Genomic DNA, 25633 nt, shown 5'->3' on the forward strand with positions numbered 1-25633 from the left:
GGGCGCCGCTTGCGGCTTGCCAGACGCCGGAGCGCACTCTGGAGCCGCATCCGCCGGCGCGGGGCGCCCCAGCGCTCTCATCGGGACGGCCCGCCCGTCTCCCTGCACAGGCCAGAGGGCGATTGATCCCATCCGCGACGCCCATCTTCGATCTGGCGGATGCGGAAAGCGCCCGGGGGCGACAGGAGGCAGAGCATTGACCATGGACCAGACAGCAGGGCCCGATGACGCCGTTATCCGGGTGCGGGCCATGTTCATTTCAGACGCCCATCTGGGTACGCGCGGCTGCCAGGCCGCCATGCTGCTGGACTATCTGCGCCACTACGACGCCGACGTGATCTATCTGGTCGGCGACATGATTGACGGCTGGCGCCTGCGCTCCGGCTGGTACTGGCCGCAATTGCATAATGACGTGGTGCAAAAGCTGCTGCGCAAGGTGCGCAAGGGCGCGCGGCTGATCTATGTGCCTGGCAACCACGATGAGTTTCTGCGCGACTATGTGGGAAGCAACTTCGGCGACATCGAAATCTGCGATCGCGCGGTGCACGAATCCGCCGATGGAACCCGCATGCTGGTGATCCATGGCGACCAGTTCGATATCGTCATGCGCCACGCCCGCTGGCTCGCCTTTTTGGGCGACGGCGCCTATTCGACGGCGCTTATCGCCAACACCTGGCTCAATATGGCTCGCCGCAAGCTCGGCCTGACCTACTGGTCGCTGTCGGCCTGGGCCAAGCTGAAGGTCAAGGACGCGGTCAATTTCATCGGCAGCTTCGAGGAGTTGCTGGCCAGCGAGGCGCGTCGCCACGAGGTGGACGGCGTCATCTGCGGCCACATCCACCACGCCGCCATGCACGACCGTTTCGGCGTCCGCTACATGAATACCGGCGACTGGGTGGAAAGCTGCACCGCCCTGGTGGAGCACTATGACGGCCGCTACGAACTGCTGCGCTGGGCCGACGTGGTGCGCGAGCGCGAAGCCCGCGCCGCCGCGTCGCTGGCTGCTGTCGCCGTGAGCAGCGACGCCGCGCGCAAGGCGGCGTAACGGCGGCTGGCGCCTGGCGGTCGATCATGCGCGCGCCGCTCGTTCCCTGTTTCGTCCGCGGCGCCAGGGCTCGCCGCGTCCGGCGATATCCATCTTCTGTTTCTCTGGCAGGAATTCATGCGCATTGTCATCGCCAGCGACGCCTGGCGCCCCCAGGTCAACGGCGTCGTCCGCTCCCTGGAGAACATGGCGGCCCATGCCGCGGATTTCGGCGCCAGGGTGGATTTCATCACGCCCGACCAGTTCCGCAGCTTGCCGATGCCGGGCTATCCGGAAATTCGTCTCGCCCTGACAACCGGGCGCGCCATGGCGCGCCGGCTGGCGGCATTGCAGCCGGACTATGTGCATATCGCCACGGAAGGACCGCTAGGCCGCGCCGTTCGCGCCGCCTGCCTGGCGACGGGCCGGCCGTTCACCACCAGCTACCACACGCGTTTTCCTGAATATATCGCCGCCCGCATGCCGGCGCCCGAGGGGCTGGTCTACGGCCTGTTGCGCCGTTTTCACAACTCCGGCGCCGGGGTCATGGTCAGCACGCCCAGCCTCGCGCGCGATCTGGAGGCGCGGGGCTTCCGCAATGTCATGCGCTGGTCGCGCGGCGTCGACGGCGCGTTGTTCCGGCCGCGCCGCAAGGGACTGCCAGGCCTGACCGGGCCGCTGTTCCTCTACGTTGGCCGGGTGGCGGTGGAGAAGAACCTCGCCGCGTTCCTGTCGCTCGATCTGCCGGGAACCAAGGTGATTGTCGGCGACGGTCCGGCAAGGGCGGAACTGGCGCAGGCCTGGCCAGACGCCCGCTTCCTTGGCGTTCTGACCGGGGAGGCGCTGGCCAGGGTTTACGCCGCCTGCGACGTCTTCGTCTTTCCGAGCCGCACTGACACCTTCGGCATCGTCCTGCTGGAAGCTTTGGCGTCCGGCCTGCCGGTCGCGGCGTTTCCCGTCACCGGCCCCCTCGACGTCATCGGTGACTCCGGCGCCGGAGCGCTGGACGACGACCTGCGGGCGGCGGCCCTGCGCGCCCTTGAAGTCGATCCGGCCGCCTGCCGCGCCCACGGCGAGCGCTTCACCTGGCGCGCCAGCGCCGGCCAGTTCTTCAATAATGTCATCATCGCCCACGCCTCCGTTGAATCAGTTTCCCAGACTGAAACAGGCTCTCCGGCCTGGCCGGCGCGGCTCCCGCCAGTGATGGCCCCGGACCAGGACGGCAGGGCGCTGTTGCCGTGATCGGGCGGTTTCTGGAAGGACCAGGCTGGCCGGCGCGGGTTGGGTTGTGGACTTGAGAAAAGCTTGCCGACCCAGGGCGTTGCCGGCATTGCCTGAATCATTGTCCTGGCGCGAGAAGGGTTGCTGTAAAGCTATTAAAATCAATATGATAGATCAGGTTCTGGAATCAGTTTCCCCGAGGGGCCAGTCCCTGGTCCCTCCGCTACAATGCGGGTCTGAAACCAGAGGTTCCAGCTAAGTCAAAACCGGCAAAGTCAAAAAATGATTCTGCTGCGGCCACATAAGCGCATGGGTTGAATCAGGCTGGCAGCGGGCGCTGGCGCTTCCGTGGCTGCCGGAACCTGTCGCAGCCATGGCCGGCATGCGCCGGTCAACAGGCGTTGCCTCCACGTCGCCCGGCCGCCCCAAAAATGGAGAAAAGCCAGCCGGATATGGCAATTGCGTGAATCGGTCTCTGACCAATGCCTTACCGGCGCGCCCGGCCGGGCGTGGACGGGGCAATATCCTGGTCGTTCAGCAGCCTGGCGGTGATTTCCTGAATCAGTTTCTGAATGGCGGGGTTTTCACCATGGCCCTGCCCAGTGGCTGAAGCCGCGTGGGCCACGGGTTGCGGCCGGGCCGCCACGGGCCTTGGCGCCGCAGGGGTAGCGGGGTGAGCGCGCGAGACGCCGGCATGTTCCGCGCCAGCACGACCAGCACTGGCAATACCTGCGCTTGCAAGACCAGAACTGGCAAGATCCGCGCTGACACGACCCGCGCCAGCTGTGACAGGCGCTGCCTGAACAGTGCTGGTTTGGGGGGCTGCGGCGCGCGGCGCCGGGCGCCGGGCCGGCTCGCCGGACATTGCCGCGCCAGCCGGCGGCTGCGCCGTCACCAGCTCCGCGAGCGTGGCGGTGGCGTTGATCGCCTGTTCATCGCCAAGCTGCTGCACGGCGATGATCTCATCCATATCAAGCACCCGCGCGTCGATGCTGTCACAGGCGTGGCGGGCGTTTGCCGCCGCGTGGTCGTCCAGCTGGCCATCGATCAGCGGGCGCAGGGTATTGGCCGCGGCCTGGATGTCGTCCACCGACGCCTGCAGGTCGGCGCGGGCGCGGGCGCCAATGCGCGCCGCGTATTCCAGCGCCGGCACGGCCTGGGCGATGGCGGCCTGCAGTCGCGCGGTTTCGCCGCCTCGCGACCCGGCGGCGGCCCCGGTGGCTGCGGGGGCATGGGAGGCTGCCGGGGAAGGGGTGGCTTCCTGCCTGGCGTCGAGCAGGGCGTGTTCCAGCTTCTGCACCGCGTCGAGCAGCGTCCGCGTTTCGGCGGAGCGCGTGCGGCGGGCGAATTCACGCAGGAAGCTGCGGCCGCGCGCCGTTTCCATCAGGGCGGTCCAGATCGGCAGATATTCATCGTCCGTCAATTGCGTCGACGTCGCGATATCCTGGATGCTCATGGGCGGCCCGTATGGTTTTGCAGCTGCTGAAGGTGCAGGTGCTGAAGGGTCAGCAAAAAAAAGCTGTCGCAGCCCGGAATATTGACGCGGCCATGGCTAACAAAGCCTTAACGCGCCGCCTGTTCGCGCCGCCTGTTCACGTCTGGCTGCCGCGCGGCGGCGCTGGCGGCGTTCGCTTCGCAGGAACGCGTTTACCCCCACAACGCCCGTTCTGGCGGCCAGACCACGGCGCCGTCATAGACCAGCCCATGTTCCCGGTCGCGCGCCAGCAGCAATGGCCCGTCCAGATCCACGAACCGGGCGCGCGGCGTCAGCAGCATCGCCGGCGCCATGGCCAGGGAGGTGCCGACCATGCAGCCGATCATCAGGCCAAAGCCCATCTCCCCCGCCGCGCGCGCCATGGCCAGCGCCTCGGTGAGGCCGCCGGTCTTGTCCAGCTTGATGTTGACCGCATCATAGCGGTCGCGCAGCGCGGCCAGGCCATCGCGAGTGTGCACGCTCTCGTCGGCGCACAACGGCACGGGGCGCGCGAGGCCGGCCAAAGCAGCGTCTTCCGCCGCTGGCAACGGCTGCTCGATCAACGCCACGTCGGCCCCGGCGCAGGCGTCGAACAGGCGCGGCAGATCAGCCAGGCCCCAGCCCTCGTTGGCGTCGACCAGCAATGTCGCCACCGGCGCGGCGTCGCGCACGGCCCGGATCCGCGCCGCATCTTCTTCTGGCGCGCCAAGCTTGATCTTCAGCACCGGCCGGCCGGCGTCGATGGCCGCCGCCGCCTTCGCCGCCATCGCCTCCGGCGCGCCGAGGCTGATGGTGAAGGCCGTGGTTGCCGGCCTTATGCGGTCAAGGCCGGCCAGCACGTGGACCGGGGCGCCGGTGAGTTTGGCTTCCAGGTCCCACAACGCGCAGTCCAGGGCGTTGCGCGCCGCCCCGGCGGGCAGCAGCGCCTGCAGCTGCTGGCGGCTGGCGCCGCCTTCCAGGGCAAGGCGCACGGTTTCGATCGCCGCGACCACGCTGTCGATACTCTCGCCATAGCGGGCATAGGGCACGCATTCGCCGCGCCCGCAGACGCCATTTTCCGTGATGCGCGCCACGACGACCACCGCCTCCGTCCGCGAGCCCCGGGCGATGGTGAAGCTGCCGTCGATGGGGAAGCGCTCGGCCGCGACGTCAAGGGAGCGCCGCGCCGATGGATGAACGGGGGGATGTTCTGTCATGCTTGCGACCCTTGTTTGCGCGTTTGCCCGCCCTGCGCGCCGGCCTGCGCCCCTGCGTGCGAATCTGGCCTGCGATTCCTGGCCTCTGACGCTCCGGCGCCGCGCGCGCCCGTTTGCCGGCGCCATCAAAAACTGATTCCGGCAGCATTATTGTCGACAGGTAAACAATCCGCGCTGTTTGACGGCCGCAGTGGCCGGCGCGCGCTCGACAGGATGGCGCGAGGCCGTTATTTCTCAACCGTCTGATCCGGTCCGGCGAGCGTGCGTTTGCCAGCCGGTTGGCGAATGCGCCCTGTTGTCGAATTGGGGCATTTCCGCAGAAATGCTTTTCGCGGGCGCCGCGCGCCTGCCAGCGAGGGGACGCGCCTTCTGTGACGGTTGATGAGCCACAGGCGGATATCGAGCGGCGCGGCGATGAGTTGAGGGCGATCCTGTCCGGCGTCTGGACGTCGGCGCACGCCGCCCGGGTCGAGCAGGCGGCCGCCGCGATCATGCAGGAGAAGCAGGGGGCGGGGCAGGTGATCTTCGACCTGTCGGGCATCGCTTCGCTGGACACCCTGGGCGCCTGGGTTCTCGATCGCACCCGCCACCAGATTGGCGAACAGGGCGCGCACGCGGATTTCGTCGGCGCGCGGCCCGAGCACCGGGTGCTGCTGGATGAGGTCGCCTATCGCGGCTTCCAGGAATTGTCGCCGGCCCCGCGCCGCTCTGGCGTCATCGATTTTCTTGCCCAGGTGGGCGAAAGCGTCGTCCAGGCCGGACGCGATCTGGTCAAGGGCGTCAGTTTCCTCGGCGAGGTCGTGGCGGCGATCTTTCGCGTCTGCCTGCACCCGGCGCGGTTCCGCCTGACCTCCGTTGTGCATCACATCGACATGGTTGGCTTCCGTGGGGCGCCGATTGTTGTCCTGATCTCGTTTCTCGTCGGTTGCATCGTCGCCCAGCAAGGCCTGTTCCAGCTGCAGCGGTTTGGCGCCCAGGCGTTCGTGGTCAATCTGGTCGGCATCCTGACGTTGCGCGAATTGTGCGTGCTATTGACCTCGATCATGGTGGCCGGTCGCTCCGGCTCGGCCTTCACCGCCGAGCTGGGGTCGATGAAGATGCGCGAGGAGGTCGACGCCCTGCGCGTCATGGGCCTCGATCCCATCGAGGTGCTGGTGCTGCCGCGCATCTTCGCCATCATCATTTCCCTGCCGCTGCTCACCTTCATTTCCGCCATGGCGGGCCTGTTCGGCGGCGGCCTGGTGTCATGGCTCTATGGCGGCATTCCGCCCGAAATCTTCCTGGTCCGCCTGCAGCAGGCGGTGGGCATGAGCACCTTCCTCGTCGGCCTGATCAAGGCGCCGTTCATGGCGCTGGTCATCGGCGTGATCGCCACCCAGGAGGGGCTTGAGGTGCAGGGCTCGGCCGAATCGCTTGGCCGCCAGGTCACCACCTCGGTGGTGAAGGCGATTTTCATGGTGATCGTGGTGGACGGGCTGTTCGCCATGTTCTTCGCCGCGATCAATTATTGAGGGGGACGCGCTGATGACTGACGCCGCGTCACCGCCCGCAACCTTGCAACCACCGCGCGAGATGGCGCGCCGTCTTGTCGGCCCGGACGCCGAGGTCGTGATTCGCGTCACCGATCTGGAGGTCGGCTTCGGAACCAAGACCATCATGAAGCACCTCAATCTTGATGTGCGGCGCGGTGAGATTCTCGGCTTCGTCGGCGCCTCCGGCACCGGCAAGTCGGTGCTGACCCGCGCCATCCTCGGCCTGGTGCCCAAGCGCGCCGGCAAGATCGAGGTGTTTGGCGAAGACCTGGACAAGCTGTCCCGCGCCTCGCGCAAGGCCATTGAGCAGCGCTGGGGCGTGCTGTTCCAGCAGGGCGCGCTGTTTTCCTCGCTCACCGTGAAGCAGAATGTTCAGGTGCCGATGCGCGAGTATCTGGACCTGTCCGAGCAGCTGCTCGATGAGCTGGCCATGCTGAAGATTGAGATGGTTGGCCTTAACCCTGACGCCGCCGACAAGTTTCCGTCGGATCTTTCAGGCGGCATGATCAAGCGCGCCGCTCTGGCCCGCGCCCTGGCTCTGGACCCGGACATCGTCTTTCTCGACGAGCCGACCTCGGGTCTCGATCCTATCGGCGCCGGCGAATTTGACGAACTGATCTCAACCCTGCAGCAAACTTTGGGGCTGACTGTTTTCATGGTAACCCACGACCTCGACAGTCTGCATTCGGTGTGTGACCGCATCGCCGCGCTGGGCGAAGGCAAGATCATTGCAGAGGGAACGATAGAGACAATGTTGGCCTCGACGAACCCCTGGCTCAAGGCGTACTTCCACGGCAAACGCGCCCGGGCGGCGTTCAGCGCAGGAAACTGACGCATGGAGACGCGCGCCAACTACGCCCTGATCGGTCTGTTCACCCTCGCGGTCATCACCGCCGGCTTCCTGTTCGTTTACTGGTTCAGCGGCGGCCAGAACGCCAATTCCCGCGACACCTACAAGGTTGCCTTCACGGGATCTGTCTCTGGCCTCGGCCCGGGTTCGCTCGTCACCTTCAATGGCATCCGCGTTGGCGAGGTGCGGGCGGTGTCGTTCGATCCGGAAAACCCGCGCCTGGTGATCGCGACGATTGACGTCAGCCGCAACGTGCAGATTCGCAAGGATACGCGGGCGCTGCTGGACGTGCAGATCGTGTCCGGCGTCGGCTCTGTCGCGCTGGTGGGCCGGTCGGTGGATTCGCCGGTTCTCCAGCCTTGTCCTGATCCGGATTGCACCATCATGGCCGAGCGTTCGGACTTCCAGGACATCCTGGAAAGCGCCCGCAACGTCGCCAAGCGCGCCAATGAGGTGGCGGAGAAGCTCTCGGTCATTATCGACCAGAACCAGGCCGCCATTGATGACACCATCCGCAACATCAACCAGTTTTCAAAGGCGCTGGGCGACAATTCGGAAGGCGTGAACCGGTTCCTGTCCAGCGTTGGTCCCGCCGCGGATCAGGTGAAAGCGCTGGCGGCGAGCCTGGACGGCATTGCCCGTGAGATCGATGGCAAGCAGGTGCGCGCCATCGTCGCCAACGCGGACAAATTCACTGCTGCGCTGGGCAATTCCAGCGCCAATGTCCAGAAGACCGTCGACAATGTCGCTTCCATTACCGCCAAGATCAACAAGGCCTCCGACCAGGTTGAAGGCGTGCTGAAGGCGGTGCAGAGCTTCCTTGGCTCCACCAACGGCCAGGGCGCGGTTGACGCCATTACCCAGGCGGCCAACTCCATTCGTCAACTGGCCCAGAACCTCGACGGGCGCACGGCGGCGATCACCGCCGGCATCAACCGCTTCACCGGCTCCGGTCTTGGCGAGGTGCGCAACCTGACGGTGGACAGCCAGCGCACATTGGGCGAGATCAATCGCACCCTGCGCAGCATCAACCAGAATCCGCAGCAGTTCATCTTCGGGGCGAAGCCGTCGATCCCGCAATTTAACGGACGCCAGTAATGTGGAAGGCCTCTGACATGCGCGCCCTGCATCCCGCGCGGCTCGTGTTCGCGCTTGGCGGCGTCCTGCTGCTCGCGGGCTGTGGCGGCGGGCCGGCTCCGGCCACCTTTGATCTTTCGGCAGCCCGTGATTTCGGGCGCATCGGCGGCGGCGGCCAACTCGCCGTTACCGAGCCCGTGGCGCTGCAGCCGATCAATAGCGAGCGGATCATCGTGCGCCAGGGCGCGTCGGTCAGTTTCGTTGGCGGCGGCCAGTGGTCTGACAAATTGCCGGCGCTGGTGCAGGCGCGGCTGATCCAGACCTTCGAGAACGGCAGCCGCATCGCCAGCGTGGGCCGCCCGTCAACCCTGGCCAACGCCGGGTCCATGCTGGCCAGCGAACTGCGCGCCTTCGAGATCGACGCCGCCCGCAATATGGCGGTGGTGGAGATCACCGCGCGCATTGTCCAGGCCAACGGTCCTGTTTCCGCCGCAAGGATCTTCCGCGCCGAAGTCCCGGTTGGCGGCGCCATCGACGCCGCCAACGCCAGCCGCGCCCTCGACGACGCCCTGCAGCAGGTGATGGTGCAGATCGTCCGCTGGGCCTCCGGCGGCCGGCGTTAAACCGTTTTCCAGCCGGGCGGAACCATCCGGCTAATCCGTTTCGCCCATGGCAGGGGAACTGGAGCCAGGGTCGGGGCCTATTCATTTCGTCTGATGCATGCATCGCTACGTTGGCGATGGAGGCGGTGATGGCTGATTTGTTTCTGCCAGGCGAGCCGCAAATGGCTCGCATTTCGCCCCGTTTTCCGTTGGCGCGGCGTTCTCCCGGGCCGGTGACCGGCGTGTGTCAGCGAGATTGTGTATGTGAGCCGTAACGGCTGCAGTGGAACGACGCCCTTGCCGGGTATGGTCCTCACACACGGCCCTCTACAATCGCTTCATTCGCGCAGCAGGTTCGGGGCGGGCGCATTCTTTGCATCGCTGGCGAAGGGGCCGCGCAGGCGCTGACGCTGGACTCCGCCACGCCAAGCGCATTGGCGGCGTGGCGGAGGTTCAGCTATGCTGTTGTGGCAAGTAAATGCGCCAGGTTTGTCATGAGAACCCTTCCTGGCCGGATCGCCGCCGCCACAGGAAGGTAGTTTTCACTTTCATCCGCCTTATGGCTTGGTCCTTTTGGATCCGACTTTTTTTGCAAGACGGCTGTTTCTCTGGGCGACTTTTTGCGCCTGCCTAAACTGTTGCAGGATCTTGATGCCTTCGCGGGTGATCGCGTATTCTTCACCCTTTCTGGATCCAACAAAACGTTTTGCGCGTAAGGATTGAAACTCGTTCAATCCTACGCCGTCGAGAAACCATCCCTCCCGCGTTATGAAGCTCGCATCGACTGCCTGGCTTTGGTCGCCCTTTTCGACTGAAATCTTTCCTCCGAGGGATAGAAGTTCGAGGGCTTTTCTTTCCTGTTTGCTGACATTCATGGTCGTGCACACCCTTTGAGACGCCAGAACAGGGCGTCCTCATCATTCAAGGTGGAGTGGCGCATGACCGCGCCCCTCGTGGGCGCTAGCCGGCGAGCCTCATTCGGATGTTCTCGAATGGCAGCCCTTCATCGTCTTTTTCACGCCTCGAAATTTCGGAGAACCCAAGGCGGGAATAAAAGCGCACGGCGTCTTCGTTCGCCGCATAGACTTCCAGTTCCAGGGAGCCCTTTAAGGTCAAGGCGTGATCGACCAGGAGACGACCAACGCCCAGCCCCTGAGCATGTGGGTCCACAAACAGGCCGCCTATGAATGTCTCAATCAGACCAATAAAGCCAACGGGCTTTCCCTGGTCGCATGCGACCCAGGTTTCGGAGTTTGGAAGATATTCGGATTCGATCAGCTGTCTGTGTGACCTGAGCTTTTCCTCTCCCAGGAAAGGATGGGCCTGTCGCGAAGCCAATAGCCAGATACCAGATAGCAGCTTCGTGTCCGCGCCCTGATAGGGACGGATAACGATATTATCGCGTGTCATGGATTGTCCGTAGATAGGTTATGCGCATAGCTCCGCCTCCAGAATTCCGGGGCGGGGTGTGGCCTCATGAGAGACGAGCTATTTAGTTACTGCGCATAAAACTCCTTCTATGGATCCCGCACGGTTAGCCGCTGTCTCAAAATATGTCAAGATGCGGATGATTGTTGGGGTTCATATGCCTGGTTTCATCTTCCGCCCAGGTTGCAACGACACAGAGCGCCCTGCACGACGTCCATGACCGATGATGAAGCTGCGGAGCTTCGCCGTTCAGGCATCCATCTATCCACCTGGACCACACGGCGCCGCCGCCTCGATGCGCCGGTAGTCTCCGGAACCCCGCTGGCCGGGATCGCCGATCGGCTCCGCGACGCGAACCCGTTTCACAGCGAGCAGCGCGAATCCCGTTCCAGGACGTTCTGACGACCGGGGTGGTCTCCCAGTCCATTGCGTTCTGACGACAGCGGCCTCGCGTCGCCAATGGTGAGCTGATGCGGTGAAGAGGCTTCCTTTGGGCAGCGACACGGGACTTTCCGCGCCGTTAAAAATGGCGGCCCGGCAAGGCGCGATCACAGTGATCGTAGCGCCGCTTGACGCGACCCGTTTACAGCCATGGCGCAAACAGGGCGGCTGTCCCGCGGCGGCGTGAAGCATAAAAAAGCCCCGGCGCATGGCCGGGGCAGGTCGTGAGTGATGATGAAAACGGTCTTGTCCCGGACCGGGTGAAAGGCCCGCATGCTGGCGCCCCACGGGGGACGAAGCCGGCGGCGGGCCGCCGGCCTGCGGATCAGGCCCGGTCCAGCCGCCCGGACGCATGCGCCAGGATGGTGTAGACCTTTCCGGTGTCCGAGGTCAGGTAATTGCGCGCCATGGCGCCGTCCCTGTCGCTCTTGCGCACCTCGACCAGCAGCCGGTCGAACTCCTCCACGTAGCGGTCGGCCGTCTGGCGGAATTCAGCGTCCATGCGGTAACGGGCCCGGGCGTCGTCGAAGATCTTCTGGCCGCGCGCCGTGTACAGGTCCAGCCCGAAGGCGTGGGCCTCGCCACGGTTGCGGCGCGCCCAGGAAGCTTCGAGCGCCGTCGCATTGATCAGTTCGCCGATATCGATCGACAGGGTGTCGAGCAGTTCAGCCGAGCTCATCGAGGGTTGCGGCAGGTCTGCGTCGTCGACCTCGTCCGAGGCGCGGGTCAGCAGGCTGGAGAGCCAGCCGCCTTCAGCGCGGGCGGCGGGGGCCTCTTCCCGCTGGCGCGGGGCCGGCGCGGGGGCCTGCTCGCGGCGGGCGGGCGCAACCGGGGCCGCAGTCGCGGCCGGGGTCCGGCTCGCCGCCGAAGCAACTGGCCAGGCCAGCGGCGCGCTATCGTCAGCCGCCGGCTGGGCAACCCTGGGCGCCGCCTGCGGCGACGGGGCTGCGGCCTGCGGGGCCTGGACCGCCGGCTGCGCGGCGCGCTGCGGACGGGCAGGGGCAGAGGCAGGGGCCGCCTGCGTCTCGCCACGGGCGCGACCAGCGCGGTTGACGATCTCGTTGAGTTCGTTCAGCGCGCGGATCTGCTCGGCCACCACCCGGCGCATGGCTGCGGTGGATTGCTGCGTGTCGCGCGGCAATTCGAACACGCCGCGCGCGATCTCCGAGCGCGTCACCTCGAGATCCTTGGTGATCGTCGCCGCCATCGACCGCACGTCTTCCGCGACGCCGCGGAACTTCGCGGTGGTCTGTTCGATCGCCTTGCCGGCTTCGGCCACGGCGCTCTCATAGGTGGCGCGCATCGTCTCCGTGGCGTTCTCCCGCTGCTGCTCGGCGGCGGCGCGCAACGCGTCGTACTGGGCGGAGAGCTTTTCAGCCGCCTCGTCCGAGGTCTTGCGCAGCAGCGCCGTGATCTGGCTGGCGCGCTGTTCGGCGCTGCTGATCGACTTCTCCATCAGGGCGGTGAACGCGCCCGCCAGACGCTCCACGTCGGCGGTGCGCTCGCTGATGGCGCCCGTCATGGCGTCCAGCGTCTCGCGCTTGCCGTCCAGGCCAGCGGCCAGGCGTTGCTCGACCTCCTCCAGGCGGCCGACGCCGTCGCGCAGGGCCGTGATGCGTTCGCTGGCGAGCGCCGACAGGGCGCGGCTTTCGTCGCCGAAACGGGCGGCGATGGCCGAGGCTTCCGTCAGCGTGCTTTCGCCCACCGACTTCATGGTCGCGATCTGCTCCGCGAGGTCACGCGAGGCGCCGCCGGCGCCATCGGTCACCGCGCTGAGAACCGCGCCAAGCTCGGCAACGCGACTGCTAAGGCCATTCTCGATGGCGGTGAGGTTGCGGGCTGCGTGAACGCTCACTTCCTGAAGCTGGCGATTGGCCGCTGTCAGACGTTCGATCAGCTCTGGCGCGTCCGTGCGCAGCCTGTCTCCGGCCTCCGCCAGGGCGGTGACCATGGCGCCAGCGGCGGTGCTGAGGGCAATGCGCAGCCCATCCGCGGCGGCGGTGGCCGTGGTGGCGGCCTCGCCGGCATCGGCGCGCAGTTTCTCGCTGGCTTCGCTGAAGGCCGTGGCGGCGGCGCGGGCGGCCGTACTGGCCTCCGCGCGCAGATTCTCGCCTGCTTCGGTGAAGGCGGCGGCGGTCATGTCGGTGGCCGCGCCGGCATCGGCGCGCAGCTTCTCACCCGCGCCGGTGATGGCCACAACCGCCGTGCTGGCGGCCGTTTCAGCCTCCGTGCGCAGCTTCTCGCTGGCTTCGGTGAGCGCGGCGACTGCGGCGTCAGACGCGGCTTCCGCACCGGCGCGCAGCTTTTCGCCTGCGCCGGTGAGCGCGGCAACCGCCTGGCTGGCGGCTGCGCCGGCGCCCGCTCCGAGCCTGTCGCCAGCCTCGTTGAAGGCGGTGACGGCCGTGCTGGCGGCGCTGTCAGCGTCGGCGCGCAGTTTGTCGCCGGCTTCCGTAACCGCCGTGGCGGCGGCGCGGGCCGCCGTGTCGACGGCAACGCGCAGATCGTCGGCGGCGGCGTCCATGGCCGCGCGCATGTCCTTGGCCGAGGCGGCGAAGTTGCGCGACGCTTCGGCGGCGCGATCGCGAACCGCTTCGGCAATAGCCCCGGCGCTGGCGCCGATGGTCTGCGTCGCGGCCTCGCTGATGCGGGCGACCTCGCCCGACAGCTTGCCGGCGCTGGCGTCCACGGAGCCGACAAGACGTTCGCCCTGTTCGGTCAGCGTGGTTTCCAGGCGGTCGATCTGCGTTACCAACCGCTCGCCAATCCGGCCAGCGTGCAGGCCGAGCAGGTTGTCCAGCAGGCGGGCGCGGGCGTCGATGGTCTCCACCAGCGATGCGCCGGCGGCGTCGAGCGTTTCGCCCGCAACCTGGACGCGCTCGCCGATGATGGCGGAAATCGACTGGCCATAGCCCTGGAACACATTGTCCAGACGGGCCAGCTGGCCGCCGACGCGGGCTTCCAGATTGCCTGCGCCGCGGGCGATGGCGTCGGCGATGTCATCGCCGCGCGCGCCCAGATTGCTGACCAGCGCCGAACCGCGTGCGTCGAACAGCGAGGCGAGGCGGTCGATCTGGCCGGAAAGGTCGCCGCTCACCGCCACGCCATGGCTCTGCACCGTGTCGTTGAGACGGCTGATCTGGGCGTCGAGCGCCGCCACCGCGCGGGCGGTGGTCTGCTCCAGCACGCCAGCGATCTCGCTGCCGCGACCGGACAGCAGGCCGATCATGCTGGCGCCCTTCTCATCGAACAGGCCGCCCAGTTCGTCGATACGCGAACCCAGGGCCGCAGCCGCAGCGCCGCCATGGCGGTCGAACAGGTTGGCGAGCCGCTCCGCCGACTCGCCCAGCGACGAGGTCAGCGAGGCGGTCTTGCCGTCGATCAGTCCGGCGATCTCCAGAGCGCGGCTGTCGAGCGCGCCGAGCAGCTTGCCGCCACGGGCGTCGAAGTCACCGATCATGGCGTCGAGGCGGGCGGTCAGGTTGCGGTTTGCCGCTTCGCCGCGCGTGTCGAACATGGTCGACAGACGCTGGGCCGAGGCGTCGATGGCCGTTTCCAGCGCTTCGGTTTTCTGCTCGATCAGCACGGCCAGGTCGCGGCCGCGATTGTCGAGGGTGCTGGCCAGACGGTCGCCGCGACGGTCCAGGTCGCCAATCAGGCTGTCGATGCGCGAGCCCAGCGCCGCGACGGCCGAGCCGCCATGCGACTGCAGGGCGCCGGAAATGCGCTCCATCGAGCTGTTGACGGCGCCTTCGATGCCGGAGGTCTGGGCCTCGACGCTTTCGGCCAGCTTGCTCTGGCGCTCGTCGAGCGCGCTGATGAGGGCGCGGCCGTTGTCTTCAAGGCGGGCCAGCATGCCGCTGATGCGCGCGCCGAGGGTCGCCGCCACAGCGCCGCCATGTTCGGCGAACGAGCCGGCGATGCGGGTGAGGGTGGCGCCAACGGCCTCGTCGATCTGGCTGGCCTGCTTCTCCAGCGCGCCGGCAAGGGCGCCCTGACGCTGTTCGATCTCGCCGGCCAGACGACGGGCGTTGCCGTCGAAGTCCGCGACCAGATCATTGATGCGGGCGCCAAGGACGGCGACCGCCGAACCGGTCTTGCTGGCGAAACTGGAGGAAATCCGCTCCAGCGAGGCGTCCACGGCCTCCTCCAGGCGGGTTGTCTGGCTGTCGAGGCGCGCCCCGGCTTCCTTGCCGCGGCTCTCGATGGCCAGCACCAGGCGCTCGCCCTTGTTGTCCAGATCGCCGATGAGGCTTTCCAGGCGCGCGGTGATGTCGCCGCCCATGCGGTCGGCGTGATCGCCGAACACGCCCTGCAGCCGCTCCATCTGGCCGCCCATGAACTTCTGGAAGCTGCTGGTGCGGGTGTCGAGCAGGTTGGCCATGTCGTGGCTGCGGGCGTCAAGATCGCCCACCAGCTTGCCGCCCTTCTCGTCGAGCACGTTGGTGATGCTCTCCAGACGCTGGTCGAGCGCGTCGACCAGGCGGTCGCTCTTCGCGGTAAGCGCGCCATTGACGCTGTCGAGGCGGCTGGCCACGGCGTTTTCGAAGGTGGCGACGTGCTTGCCGAGCGCCTCGCTGATCTCCACCGCGCGGTTGCCCAGCGTGACGTTGATCGAGTCGGCGCGGCCCACCAGCAGGCTGGCGAGGTTGGCCGTGTGGCGCAGGATGGCGGCGTTGATCTCGTCCGCCTTGGTGGTGAGGGCGCCGGCCACCTCGCTGCCGCCATGCGACAGCACGCGGGCGATCTCGCCGGACCGGGTTTCCAGCGACTGGCTGATGGCCGAAGCGCGGGCCGCCAGGTTCTCGTCCAGCGAGCCGATGGCGTCATCAAGCACGCGGGTGAGCTCGGCGCTGCGCGTCGTGGCCCGTTCCTCGAAGGTGCTGACGCGCGTGTCGATGATCTCGGCGGCGCGGCTGGCTTCGCGGGCCAGCTTCTCGGCCAGGCCCTCGCCGCGACCGACGACGATCGTCTCGATGCGGGCGATGCTGCCGTCGATGCGCTTGCTGAGGTCGTCGGTGGTCGAAACCAGCGTCTCCACCATCTTGCCGGCCGGCGCGATGACGCGGGCGTCCAGGCTGTTGAACTGGGCGGAAAGCGCTTCCTCGGCCTCGCGGGCGCGGGTGTGCAGGTTGTCGGTCAGCGTGGTGGCGTTGCTGGTCAGCGCCTCGTTGACGCGCGCGGCCTGGCGGGCGAGGGCGACGATGACCTCGCGGCCGCTGTTGGCCATGCTCTCGTGCGTGTCCGCCGCCTGCTGGGCCAGCAGGTTCTGCATTTCCGTGCTGCTGACGCGGAACGATTCCGACACCTTGCCAAGGCTGGCGTCGATGGCCTCGATCGCCGCCTTGCTGTGGGAGTCGAGCGTGGCGCTGAACTTGCCGGAGGTTTCGCCGAAGGTGGCGCGCAGCTTGCCGACGTAGGTTTCCACATCGGAGCCGAGGCGGCCGAAGGTCTCGTCGAAGGTGGCGCGCAGCTTGCCGCTCTGCTCGTTGGCGAGGCCGCTGAAACGCTCGCCGGAGGTGGCGATGGTCTTCTCGATATCGGCGGCGGCGGTCTTCGCCTCCTGGCCGATGCGGGTAACGCCGGCGTCGATGGCGCCGCGCAGGGTGGCGCCGCGCTCGTCCAGCACCGTGGCGAAGGCGTCGGTGGAGCGGGCGAACATGCCTTCCAGCAGGTCGGCGTGATTGGTCACGTCCTTGCCGAGCTTGCCGACCGTGTCCTCGAAGCTGGAGCGCAGGGCGGTGGTGCGGGCGTCGAACAGCGAGGCCAGCTGCTGGCCGGAAGCGGCCAGCGCCTTCTGCAGGGTGACGCTCTGCTGCTCGAAGCTGCCGGAGAGCTGGCTGACGCTGGTTTCGAACACCTTGCGGGCCGAGGCGCTGTGGGCGTCGAGCTGCGAGGTGAAGCGGTCGCCGGAGGCGGCCAGGGTGGTTTCCAGCTTCTGGCTGTTGTCGGCCAGGGTGGCGCCAAGGCGCTCCACGGCGCCAACCAGGCGGTCGGCGAGACCGCCGCCGCGCGTGCCGATCATCTCGACGACGACCTTGCCGGCCCCTTCGATCTTCTGACGCAGGTCTTCGCTGCCGGCGGAGAGCGAGGAGCTCAGCTCCTTGCCAGACGTCTGCAGGCGTTCGTTGACGTCGCGGGCGCGCTCGGAGAGCGACTTGCTGACCGTCTCGCCGGTGGCGGCGAGCTGGCGCGACACATCGGCAGCGGCCGAGGCCAGGCCCGCCGTCATCTTCTCGCCGGCGGCGCCGAGCGACTTCTCGATCGCTTCCGACTTCTCGGTCAGCGACTTCGACACCGAGCCGCTGGTCGTGCTCATGCGATCCACCAGATCGGCGCCGCGCGCGGTCAGCTGGTCGACCATCTGGTCGCCGGCCTTGCCGAGCGACTCGGCGATCTGCGCGCCGCGGGCGGCGAGCGAATCCGTGACCTGGCCGCCCGCGGCGGCGACGGCCTCGGCGATGCTGCGGCTGGCGGTGAGCAGGTCGGTGGTGATGTGCTGGTGGGCGCCCTCGATGGCGGCGCGCACGCGTTCGGCGTTGGAAATGATGCCGTCGCGCTGCTCGCTCAACTCCTCGACCAGAGCGCGAATCCGCACCTCATTGTCGGCGTAGGAGCGCTCAAGCGTGGAAATCTCGCTGCGGACCAGCGTTTCGAGTTCGCTGGCGCGGGCCAGGGCGCGCTCGACGCCATCGCCCATCGCCGCCATTTCGCGGCGCACCGCCTGGGACAGCGACATCACCGAGTCGGAGGCCAGGGATTCCGGCTGCGCCATGCGCACGGCCGCGCCGAGCATGGCGCGCGAGGCCTGGTGCATCTGCGTCGCGCGGATCGCCATGGCGGCGATCAGGAAGAACAGGAACACCGGCGCCAGCAAGGCGACGCCAGCCAGGGCGCTGCGCATCGGGCCGAGGCGGCCGATCAGCTCCTGTGGGGCCAGGGCCGTGACGCCAAGCTGGTCGGACAACACCAGCCCGCCGGCGGCCAGCCAGAACACGGAGGCGACCAGAGCCGCCAGATAGGGCAGGCGCGAGGCCCGGACGCGGCCAATGCCGGCGAGGGCTTCCACGCTCATCCGGTCATCATTGGCGACGCGGCTGGTGTCGGGCGACACCACCCGGCGCTGCTCAGGCGCAGCGCGGGCGGGCTTTTCGCCGGCCGGAGGGGCGCCAGCAGGCGTCTCCGCCGCGTTGCCGGCAGCGCTGTTGCCTGCTGTGGCCTTGCTGGCCGCGATCTTGCCGGCGTCTGCGTCGGGCGCCCTGGCTTCGCTGGCCTTGCCAGCGTCGGCGGGCTTTGTCGCGGCTTCGGCCTTGTTCTCTGTCTTGGCGGGAAGTTCCGGCTGGATCGCCAGCGCGGTGGCGCCGGCGGTCATCATTGCCGGCGCGCCAGCAACGCGGCCGCCCGCAGGAGCGGCTGCTGGCGTGGCGGCAGGCGCCGGGGTGGCGGCGCGGGCCGCCGCAGGCATCGCGGTTGGCGCAGGCGCTGGCTGGACAGGCGTCGAACGGCTGAGTGCGGCGGGCGTTTCGATGCGCGGCAGGCGCACAGGGTCAACCGGCGTCGCGCCAGGCAACGGCGCCGGCGCCCGCGTGGGAGCGCCCGCCGGAGCGGTGGATTTGCCAGCCTCAACCTTGCCTGGCTCGTTCTTTCCAGGTTCGTTCCTTACAGCCTCGCTCTTGCCAGCCTCGCTCTTGCCTTGCTCGTTCCCGGCAGTTTCGGATTTGCCAGTTTCGGATTTGCCTGCGTCGATTTTAACCGGCTCCCGGGAGGCGTCCTTGCCGGGTTCGGTCCTGATGCCTGCCGTCGCGGACGTGGAAGCCGGCGACCCCGAAGCAGGCGTGGTTGAAGCGGTCGGGGTGGACGCAGCCGGGGTGGAAACGGCCCCTGGGGGCGTCGTCTTCACAGCGTCGGCAGGACGCGTCGCGAGCGGATTCTGGTCAGCGGTTTTTGCTTCAAGGCTGGCGCCGGCGGCGGCGATCCGGGTCTTGCCGACCTCAGGCGCCGGCTCCTTGCCAGTGGTCGCGACGCGCGAAGGCGCAGCCGGGCCGGGCGCGCTGGGACGGGTCGGGGCGATGGGCGCGCTCCCGCCCGTCGTCGCAGGCGTGGCCTCGGGCTTTGCAACTCCAGCAGTGGTCGCGACAGGGCCGGGCTGCGGAGCAACGGGCGGCTCCACCTTGCCAGCGCTCGCAGCAGCAGGGGCAACGACATTGGCCGCGCCTGTCGAAGCCGGCGCGGCGGGCGCGACAGCCTTGTCCTTCGGAGGCTCACTGGCAGACACAGGATTGCCGGAAGCAACGCTCCCCGGCGCCTTGACCGGAGTCAGTCGCTCAAGATCGCCAAGCCCGGCGCCAAGCAGCTCCTTTTCCAGAGCTGACAAAGCCGCCGCCGCGGGATCATTTAGCTTCTTGTCCTTCGACATTCTGCCGCCTCTTGAACCTGGCATGGCCAGGAAAACTGGCGCCTGCGATGAAGGCGCGCCGGACGCACCTCTCCACAGACACCTCACCCATCTTTGCTGTCGCAAGTGTAGTTCTGGGCCGGGGGCATTAAAACCCTTGACCAGCCTCGACCTTCGAACGTCGTTAACGACTTTTTTACCAGATGTTTCATGGCGTTAACAGATCGTCCACCAATGTGGCGGCGGCCAGGGCGCATCATGGCGACGCCTGTGGCGCGCAGGCCGCGCGCCCGGCGGAGGGAAACCCGGCGCTTTCGACGCCCGGATCTGTCTATAATCATAATAAGGAGTGGCGCCGACGGCCGCCGGGACGATATGGAATAGGTGAACCATAACGACCGGCGCGTCCCTGACGGGGCGCCATGCAAGGCACAGCAGGAGAGGGTATGCCCAGCGTTACTTATGTGGATGCGGACGGCGAGCGGCGCACGGTTGAGGCCGCGCCTAACGCCACGGTCATGGAAGTCGCCCTGAAACATGACATCCCCGGGATCGTCGGCGAGTGTGGCGGCGCCTGCGCCTGCGCCACCTGTCATGTGTATGTGGACGATGAATGGACGGACCGCGTCGGGCCGGCGGAAGACATGGAGCAGGGCATGCTCGACTTCGCTTTTGACGTGCGGGAGAACTCCCGCCTTTCCTGCCAGATTTTTATGACGCCCGAGCTCGACGGCCTCGTCGTCCATACGCCGGTCCGCCAGGGGTGATGGCTGACAGCCGGGTGGCGTCGCGGCAGTGACGCCGCCCACTTCGACGTCGTCCGCCCTGATCGGGCGCCGCCGCGTCCGTTTCCCGGCGAGGGATGCCCGCCAGATCGGGCATTCACGCCTCGTCCAGCGCCGCCAGTTGCAGGCGCAGGGCCGCGGCCGGGAAACCCGCCGCCGCCAGCCGGGCTTCCAGCGCCGCATGTTCAGATTTCCAGACCGGCAGCGCCTCGCCCAGCAATGCCCGCCCGGCCGGCGTCAGCTGCAGGCGACGCGAGCGCTTGTCCTTCGCGTCCGGTTGGGCCGTCACCAGGCCGCGTCGCTCCAGAGGCTTTAGCGCCGCCGTGAGCGTGGTGCGGTCGCTGGCCAGAACCGTGGCGACGGCGCCGATGGTTGGCGGCTCGGGGCGGTTCAGCGCCATCAGCAGCGAAAACTGCCCATTGGTGAGGTTGAAAGGCCGGAACGCCTCGTCAAAGCGCCGGGCCAGCACGCGCGCGGCGCGCTGTATATGCAGGCACAGGCAGGCGTCGCGCACCATGATCGTGTCAGCGAAGCTCGCCTGCGCGCTCCCGCCGCCCGGTTCGCCCGTGTCCGTTACAGCCCGCTGTCCCATGTTGCCGACTTTCCGCTCCATCGTTTCGCAATGGCCCGTCTCATATTGACGCGGTTTTATGTTGATATCAACCTACATGCGTCCATGCCGCAGGCGGTTCTGGCAGGTCAGGGAGGGCGGTCGCCGGGCGGTGGAAGCGTTACGAAGCGGGACGGTTCCTGGAGCCGATCCATCCCGGCTGGTTTGGCCGGTGTCTGGCTACTCTCGCCATGCCGCGCCAGTCGTGGATGGCCGGGTCAGGCGCGGCCATGACGGGCGAGGATGTGGGCCGATGGCGCCCCGTGGGGGCAGCGGCGTCTGGCCAGGGGCGGATCAAGGCCACCCAGGAGCGCCGGAGAAGGCCCCGGCGCTCATTTTACCCTGCGGAGAGGCGGGTTCTGCCCATGCCGCGACCTGCCTTTGTGTCAGCGGGACAGTTCGCGCATCGCCTTGTCGAGGCCCTCGAGCGTCAGCGGGAACATGCGATGCCCGAAGATGTCGCGGATCAGGCTGATCGACTGGGTGTAGTTCCAGTGCTCTTCCTTCACCGGGTTCAGCCAGATCGACTTGGGGAAATGGTCGATCATGCGGCCGAGCCAGGCCTTGCCGGGCTCATCGTTCCAGTGCTCCACCGAGCCGCCGGGCATCGTGACCTCGTAGGGGCTCATCGAGGCGTCGCCGACGAACACCACCCGGTAGTCTGAGGGGAAGGTGCGGATGATGTCCTGGGTCGGCGTCACTTCCTGGAAACGCCGGTTGTTCTGCTTCCACACCCGCTCATACAGGCAGTTGTGGAAATAAAAGTGGTCGAAGTGCTTGAATTCACTGCGCGCCGCCGAGAACAGTTCTTCCGCCTTCTCCACGTGCCAGTCCATCGAGCCGCCGACGTCAAGGAACAGCAGCACCTTGATGGCGTTGCGCCGCTCGGGGCGCAACTGCACGTCGAGGTAGCCCTTGTTGGCCGTCTCGTGGATGGTGCTGTCGAGGTCCAGCTCTTCCGCCGCGCCGGTGCGGGCGAATTTGCGCAGGCGGCGCAGCGCCACCTTGATGTTGCGGGTGCCAAGCTCGACCTCATCGTCGAGGTCCTTGAACTCGCGCTTGTCCCAGACCTTCACCGCCGAGAAGTTGCGGTTCTTGTCCTGGCCGATGCGCACGCCTTCCGGGTTGTAGCCATAGGCGCCGAAGGGCGAGGTGCCGGCGGTGCCGATCCACTTGCTGCCGCCCTGGTGGCGCTCCTTCTGCTCCTTCATCCGCTCCTTGAGCGTTTCCCAGAGCTTGTCCCAGCCGAGCGCCTGAATTTCCTTCTTCTCGTCCTCGGTGAGGTAGCGCTCCGCCATCTTGCGGATCCACTCTTCCGGGATTTCCTCGGCTTCGATGGCTTCGCCGACCTTCTCCAGGCCCTTGAATACCCTGCCAAACACCTGGTCGAACTTGTCGAGGTTGCGCTCGTCCTTCACCAGGCAGGCGCGCGACAGGTAGTAGAAGTCCTCAACCTTCTTCTCGGCCAGGTCCTGGTCCAGCCCTTCGAGCAGACTGAGGTACTCGCGCAGGGAAACCGGCACCTTGGCGCCGCGCAGCTCTGTGAAGAATTTCAGAAACATGGCTCTCCCTCGCCGGCGGACGCCCCGGGCGCGACGCGTTCATTCCGAAACGCCCGTCGCCTCCAGTCGCCATGACTGGCGGCGGACAGGCGTCCGTCTCCGGTCATGGGCGGCGCTTCGCCGGCAGGTCGCAGGACCATGTGGTCTGCGCCGGGCCGGTTCGGGCGCCTGGCTGTAGCCCGTCTTGTTGATCGTTCTGTTCATTATCCCGCGCGACCGCGACTCCATGGCGGAGCGCCAGCCGTCAGGACGCGTTGACATTGTCTATCATGCGCGGTGGCCAGGATAGCAAGACCCCAAAGCATTTTCGGGCAAGTTCGGGCAAGTCAGGCAACGCCTGGCGGACGCCAGGGGGCCCCAAAAAAAACCGGACGACGCGCGGCGGCGTCATCCGGTGAATAAAGGCGGGGTCTGCAAATCCGCATGAAGCGGGTGAAGGCGCAGCCCGATCCAGCGCGGGCCCGGCTCCAGCGGAAACGCGGATCGCCGGCCCAACTTCAGGCGCTTGCGCAGTTTCGGTGGCTGGATCAGGCGTCCGGCGGCAGCCGCCGGACGTCAGGGGCGACAGGCGCATGCGCCTGCCGGGTCGAGGGCGCCACGACACCCCGGGGGAAAGATCCCGATGGGCTGGCGTCAGTTACGCTGGCCGTGCCTGTGGCCCATGTCATGCGGGGCATTGGCGCGGAGCAGCATGCCAAGGCGACGCTTCTGGCTGTCGTCGAGGGTCTTGTAGAGCGGGTCCACCGCGTCGGCGAGCTGGCGCATGTCAGCGGCGCGTGCGGTGGCCATGTCGGCGCCCCGGCGCAGGCGCTCGACGAAGTCGCCCCGCTTGCCGTCCTCACGGGCTTCCTTGCGCTCTTCCCTGAACTTCGCCATCCGCTCCGCCCGGGCCTGGGCTGCGTCACGCAGGGCCTTTTCCACGCCCGGCCACAGCTTTTCCTGGTCGGCGTTGAGCTTGAGGCCAGCCTTCAGGCCGGCGATGCGGGCGTCGGTGAGCGCGGCGCGGTCATCGGCGCTGATGCGCTGGTGTTTGCCTGGCGCGGTCTGACCAGCCTTGGCGCCGTCAGCCTGCTGGGCAAAAGCCGCGCCAGAGGCGGCGAGAGCGGCGCTGAGGGTCAGGGCGGCGAAAACTTTATTCATGTTCGTCAGTCCTCCAGAACAGATGGAAGGAATGTGGGGCGTCCCCCGGCCCATTTCAAATTAACGATCCGTAATGAAGCGAATTTGATCCGTCGCGATGGTATTTGTTCACAGGCGCGCCGTCATGATTTGGTCAAATCAGTTAACTTGACTGTAATCTTTGCGGTCTTTCGCGTCGCTGGTCGGGAGATCTGCCCGGCTGACGTTACGGCGTGCGCTGCTGCGCCGTGGCGCCGGCGCACATGGCGCCTGCCCATGGCGCAAGGGGGGCAAGTTCAGCGGCGGCAGGTCCAGCGGCGGCAGGTACTGCAGAGGCGGGGCTGGGGTCGCCAGGTCTGGGGTCGACAGGTCCTGCGCAATGCCGTAACCGCGATGGCATACATATGGCGGGAGAGGAGACAGGCATGCGCGAAAGCATCCGGGACAAGTTCGTCGTCTGCGGCATTGACGAGTTGCCAGACCAGCGGGCGCGATCCGTCACCCACGTACTGTCTATTCTCGATCCTGACCGGCTGGAGCCGGAGGCGTTTGATGACTATGGCGCGCACCGCCGCCTGACCATGCGTTTCCATGACATTATCGCGCCGACCGCCGGCATGATCCTGCCTGAGCGCAAGGATGTGGTCCGACTGCTGGAGTTTGGCGAAACCATCGATCTGACGGCGGAAAAGCAGGATCACCTGCTGGTGCACTGTCACATGGGCGTGTCGCGCTCCACCGCCGCCATGGCGACGCTGCTGCTTCAGGATCACCCCACATCCGACGAGGAAGCCATTTTCGCCCGCATCCTGAAGGTGCGGCCGCAGATGTGGCCGAATTCCCGGATGATTGGCTTCGCCGACGACATTCTCGGCCGGGGGGGGCGTTTCAGCGCCGCCTTGCGGAAGCTCTATGGCCACCAGTGCCGGGTGCGCCCGGACATTCCGCAGATGATCAGCATGTATGGTCGCGGAGCCGAGGTGGATTCGGCTGTTCACGACTGACGCCCGGATGTGGTGAGCCTGGCCGGGCGCGATTTGCCCGGGCGGGGCCGGCGTCCTGTTCAGGCCGGGATGACCTCCGGGCGTTTCAGGGCGTCAATGCGTCAGCTCTTCACGGGTTGGCGCGCGGCGGAGCGGTGTTGGCGCGGATTTCCCCGATCAAACACTTGCTTGACGCGCCTCCTGGCGCTTACTGTCCGCGCCAGCCAATGAACTTGTATAAAAAATGGAAATCAGCATGCGGTTTACGGGTACCGATTCCTACGTTGCAACGGAGGATCTCAAGGTCGCCGTCAATGCGGCGATCGTTCTGGAGCGTCCGCTTCTGGTGAAGGGCGAGCCGGGCACTGGCAAGACCGTGCTGGCGGAGGAAATTGCGAGCGCCCTTGGCGCGCCGCTGCTCACCTGGCACGTCAAGTCGACCACGAAGGCGCAGCAGGGCCTTTATGAGTACGACGCCGTCAGCCGTCTGCGCGACAGCCAGCTCGGCGACAGCCGCGTCACCGACATCAAGAACTACATCAAGAAGGGCAAGCTCTGGGAGGCCTTCGAGCATGGCGGCCGCCCCGTCCTGCTGATCGACGAGATCGACAAGGCCGACATCGAGTTCCCGAACGACCTGCTGCTCGAACTCGACCGCATGGAATTCCATGTCTACGAGACCGGCGAGACCATCAAGGCGGCCCAGCGTCCGGTGGTGATCATCACCTCCAACAACGAGAAGGAACTGCCGGACGCCTTCCTGCGCCGCTGCTTCTTCCACTACATCCGCTTCCCCGACGAAGAGACCATGAAGGCCATCGTCGAGGTGCACTATCCGGGCATTCACCACCGTCTGGTCGAGGAAGCGCTCAAGCTGTTCTTCGACGTGCGCGACGTGCCCGGCCTGAAGAAGAAGCCGTCCACCTCCGAACTGCTTGACTGGCTGAAGCTGCTGATGGCCGAGGACATCGGCCCGGACGCCCTGCGCGAGCGCGACCCGCGCAAGGTCATCCCGCCGCTGCACGGCGCGCTGCTGAAGAACGAGCAGGACGTCAGCCTGTTCGAAAAGCTGGCTTTCATGGCCCGCCGCGAGCCGCGCTAAAGCGTTTTCGGATCAGACGGATCCGTCTGATCGAGCAGAATTCGCTCAAAAAAGGGGATGCAGGAGTCCTTCTGATCCATTTTGATCGGAAGGACTCGAATCTCCCGGCCGGCGTTTCGCCTGGTTGAACGCGATGATGAAGCCGCCCGGACGCGCCGGGCGGCTTCTGCTTTTTCAGGGGCTCACCACTGGTACCTGAGGCCTGCCTTGAGGCACCATGCGTTGCGGTTGGCGT

18 protein-coding genes are annotated in these 25633 nt (G+C 66.9%); 10 read left to right on the plus strand and 8 right to left on the minus strand.

Annotation, left to right across the window (positions count from 1 at the left end; genetic code table 11):
- Positions 1–202 precede the first annotated feature (202 nt).
- Together ACERNI_RS00510 and ACERNI_RS00515 are read left to right on the plus strand one after the other, a co-directional pair.
- Positions 203–1045, plus strand: coding sequence for a UDP-2,3-diacylglucosamine diphosphatase (locus tag ACERNI_RS00510; RefSeq protein WP_448831321.1), 843 nt, complete (start codon positions 203–205; stop codon positions 1043–1045).
- Between the two features lie 117 nt (positions 1046–1162).
- Entirely contained in the window at positions 1163–2266 is a 1104-nt protein-coding gene (locus ACERNI_RS00515) for a glycosyltransferase family 4 protein (RefSeq protein WP_448831322.1), read from the plus strand.
- Between the two features lie 466 nt (positions 2267–2732).
- On the opposite strand, the gene ACERNI_RS00520 is transcribed toward ACERNI_RS00515, so the two are convergent.
- Entirely contained in the window at positions 2733–3701 is a 969-nt protein-coding gene (locus ACERNI_RS00520; RefSeq protein WP_448831323.1) for a hypothetical protein, read from the minus strand.
- A 191-nt stretch (positions 3702–3892) separates the two neighbouring features.
- Positions 3893–4915 carry an N-acetyl-D-Glu racemase DgcA gene (gene dgcA, locus ACERNI_RS00525; RefSeq protein WP_448831324.1) on the minus strand — a complete coding sequence of 341 codons (1023 nt, stop codon included), beginning with the start codon at positions 4913–4915 and terminating at the stop codon, positions 3893–3895.
- 371 nt (positions 4916–5286) lie between these two features.
- Between dgcA and ACERNI_RS00530 the strand changes: the two genes are divergently transcribed.
- The 4 genes from ACERNI_RS00530 to ACERNI_RS00545 all read left to right on the plus strand — a co-directional run bounded on the left by ACERNI_RS00530 (position 5287) and on the right by ACERNI_RS00545 (position 8997).
- On the plus strand, positions 5287–6426 hold the full coding sequence (locus ACERNI_RS00530) for an ABC transporter permease (RefSeq protein WP_448831325.1): 1140 nt from the start codon (positions 5287–5289) through the stop codon (positions 6424–6426).
- Between the two features lie 61 nt (positions 6427–6487).
- Positions 6488–7279: an ABC transporter ATP-binding protein gene (locus tag ACERNI_RS00535; RefSeq protein WP_448831344.1), complete on the plus strand. Its 792-nt coding sequence runs from the start codon at positions 6488–6490 to the stop codon at positions 7277–7279.
- Positions 7280–7282: 3 nt separating this feature from the next.
- Complete coding sequence (locus tag ACERNI_RS00540) at positions 7283–8395, plus strand: MlaD family protein (RefSeq protein ID WP_448831326.1); 1113 nt, start codon at positions 7283–7285, stop codon at positions 8393–8395.
- The gene (locus ACERNI_RS00545) at positions 8395–8997 is read left to right on the plus strand and encodes an ABC-type transport auxiliary lipoprotein family protein (protein ID WP_448831327.1); all 603 of its coding nucleotides are present in this window, start codon (positions 8395–8397) and stop codon (positions 8995–8997) included. Before ACERNI_RS00540 ends, ACERNI_RS00545 begins: the two co-directional genes overlap by 1 nt.
- A gap of 536 nt (positions 8998–9533) precedes the next feature.
- Here the strand turns inward: ACERNI_RS00545 and ACERNI_RS00550 are convergent.
- Together ACERNI_RS00550 and ACERNI_RS00555 are read right to left on the minus strand one after the other, a co-directional pair.
- Positions 9534–9851, minus strand: a complete 318-nt coding sequence (locus ACERNI_RS00550; RefSeq protein ID WP_448831328.1) for a YjhX family toxin — start codon at positions 9849–9851, stop codon at positions 9534–9536.
- Positions 9852–9936: 85 nt separating this feature from the next.
- Positions 9937–10386, minus strand: a complete 450-nt coding sequence (locus ACERNI_RS00555; protein ID WP_448831329.1) for a GNAT family N-acetyltransferase — start codon at positions 10384–10386, stop codon at positions 9937–9939.
- 234 nt (positions 10387–10620) lie between these two features.
- Here ACERNI_RS00555 and ACERNI_RS00560 point away from each other — a divergent pair, with 234 nt between their 5' ends.
- The gene (locus tag ACERNI_RS00560) at positions 10621–10806 is read left to right on the plus strand and encodes a hypothetical protein (RefSeq protein ID WP_448831330.1); all 186 of its coding nucleotides are present in this window, start codon (positions 10621–10623) and stop codon (positions 10804–10806) included.
- A 364-nt stretch (positions 10807–11170) separates the two neighbouring features.
- On the opposite strand, the gene ACERNI_RS00565 is transcribed toward ACERNI_RS00560, so the two are convergent.
- Positions 11171–19258, minus strand: coding sequence for an apolipoprotein A-IV repeat region-like domain-containing protein (locus tag ACERNI_RS00565; RefSeq protein ID WP_448831331.1), 8088 nt, complete (start codon positions 19256–19258; stop codon positions 11171–11173).
- A 425-nt stretch (positions 19259–19683) separates the two neighbouring features.
- Between ACERNI_RS00565 and ACERNI_RS00570 the strand changes: the two genes are divergently transcribed.
- Positions 19684–20004 carry a 2Fe-2S iron-sulfur cluster-binding protein gene (locus ACERNI_RS00570; RefSeq protein WP_448831332.1) on the plus strand — a complete coding sequence of 107 codons (321 nt, stop codon included), beginning with the start codon at positions 19684–19686 and terminating at the stop codon, positions 20002–20004.
- A gap of 115 nt (positions 20005–20119) precedes the next feature.
- Here ACERNI_RS00570 and ACERNI_RS00575 read toward each other — a convergent pair whose 3' ends face one another.
- The 3 genes from ACERNI_RS00575 to ACERNI_RS00585 form a co-directional block, all read right to left on the minus strand.
- On the minus strand, positions 20120–20614 hold the full coding sequence (locus ACERNI_RS00575; RefSeq protein ID WP_448831333.1) for a MarR family winged helix-turn-helix transcriptional regulator: 495 nt from the start codon (positions 20612–20614) through the stop codon (positions 20120–20122).
- Between the two features lie 404 nt (positions 20615–21018).
- Entirely contained in the window at positions 21019–22194 is a 1176-nt protein-coding gene (locus tag ACERNI_RS00580) for a vWA domain-containing protein (RefSeq protein ID WP_448831334.1), read from the minus strand.
- 633 nt (positions 22195–22827) lie between these two features.
- A complete protein-coding gene (locus ACERNI_RS00585) occupies positions 22828–23334 on the minus strand; it encodes a Spy/CpxP family protein refolding chaperone (protein ID WP_448831335.1) in 507 nt (168 codons plus the stop codon).
- A gap of 404 nt (positions 23335–23738) precedes the next feature.
- On the opposite strand from ACERNI_RS00585, the gene ACERNI_RS00590 reads away from it, so the two are divergent.
- Together ACERNI_RS00590 and ACERNI_RS00595 are read left to right on the plus strand one after the other, a co-directional pair.
- Entirely contained in the window at positions 23739–24317 is a 579-nt protein-coding gene (locus ACERNI_RS00590; RefSeq protein ID WP_448831336.1) for a tyrosine phosphatase family protein, read from the plus strand.
- A gap of 235 nt (positions 24318–24552) precedes the next feature.
- Positions 24553–25398, plus strand: coding sequence for an AAA family ATPase (locus ACERNI_RS00595; RefSeq protein WP_448831337.1), 846 nt, complete (start codon positions 24553–24555; stop codon positions 25396–25398).
- Positions 25399–25633: the final 235 nt, after the last annotated feature.

The organism is Camelimonas sp. ID_303_24 (genome assembly GCF_053543495.1).

Bases quoted from the DNA above. Each gene is read 5' to 3' on its own strand.
- ACERNI_RS00510 (WP_448831321.1), top strand. From the start codon at position 203: ATGGACCAGACAGCAGGGCCCGATGACGCCGTTATCCGGGTGCGGGCC.
- ACERNI_RS00515 (WP_448831322.1), top strand. From the start codon at position 1,163: ATGCGCATTGTCATCGCCAGCGACGCCTGGCGCCCCCAGGTCAACGGC.
- ACERNI_RS00520 (WP_448831323.1), bottom strand. From the start codon at position 3,701: ATGAGCATCCAGGATATCGCGACGTCGACGCAATTGACGGACGATGAA.
- dgcA (WP_448831324.1), bottom strand. From the start codon at position 4,915: ATGACAGAACATCCCCCCGTTCATCCATCGGCGCGGCGCTCCCTTGAC.
- ACERNI_RS00535 (WP_448831344.1), top strand. From the start codon at position 6,488: ATGGCGCGCCGTCTTGTCGGCCCGGACGCCGAGGTCGTGATTCGCGTC.
- ACERNI_RS00540 (WP_448831326.1), top strand. From the start codon at position 7,283: ATGGAGACGCGCGCCAACTACGCCCTGATCGGTCTGTTCACCCTCGCG.
- ACERNI_RS00545 (WP_448831327.1), top strand. From the start codon at position 8,395: ATGTGGAAGGCCTCTGACATGCGCGCCCTGCATCCCGCGCGGCTCGTG.
- ACERNI_RS00550 (WP_448831328.1), bottom strand. From the start codon at position 9,851: ATGAATGTCAGCAAACAGGAAAGAAAAGCCCTCGAACTTCTATCCCTC.
- ACERNI_RS00555 (WP_448831329.1), bottom strand. From the start codon at position 10,386: ATGACACGCGATAATATCGTTATCCGTCCCTATCAGGGCGCGGACACG.
- ACERNI_RS00560 (WP_448831330.1), top strand. From the start codon at position 10,621: ATGACCGATGATGAAGCTGCGGAGCTTCGCCGTTCAGGCATCCATCTA.
- ACERNI_RS00565 (WP_448831331.1), bottom strand. From the start codon at position 19,258: ATGTCGAAGGACAAGAAGCTAAATGATCCCGCGGCGGCGGCTTTGTCA.
- ACERNI_RS00570 (WP_448831332.1), top strand. From the start codon at position 19,684: ATGCCCAGCGTTACTTATGTGGATGCGGACGGCGAGCGGCGCACGGTT.
- ACERNI_RS00575 (WP_448831333.1), bottom strand. From the start codon at position 20,614: ATGGGACAGCGGGCTGTAACGGACACGGGCGAACCGGGCGGCGGGAGC.
- ACERNI_RS00580 (WP_448831334.1), bottom strand. From the start codon at position 22,194: ATGTTTCTGAAATTCTTCACAGAGCTGCGCGGCGCCAAGGTGCCGGTT.
- ACERNI_RS00585 (WP_448831335.1), bottom strand. From the start codon at position 23,334: ATGAATAAAGTTTTCGCCGCCCTGACCCTCAGCGCCGCTCTCGCCGCC.
- ACERNI_RS00590 (WP_448831336.1), top strand. From the start codon at position 23,739: ATGCGCGAAAGCATCCGGGACAAGTTCGTCGTCTGCGGCATTGACGAG.
- ACERNI_RS00595 (WP_448831337.1), top strand. From the start codon at position 24,553: ATGCGGTTTACGGGTACCGATTCCTACGTTGCAACGGAGGATCTCAAG.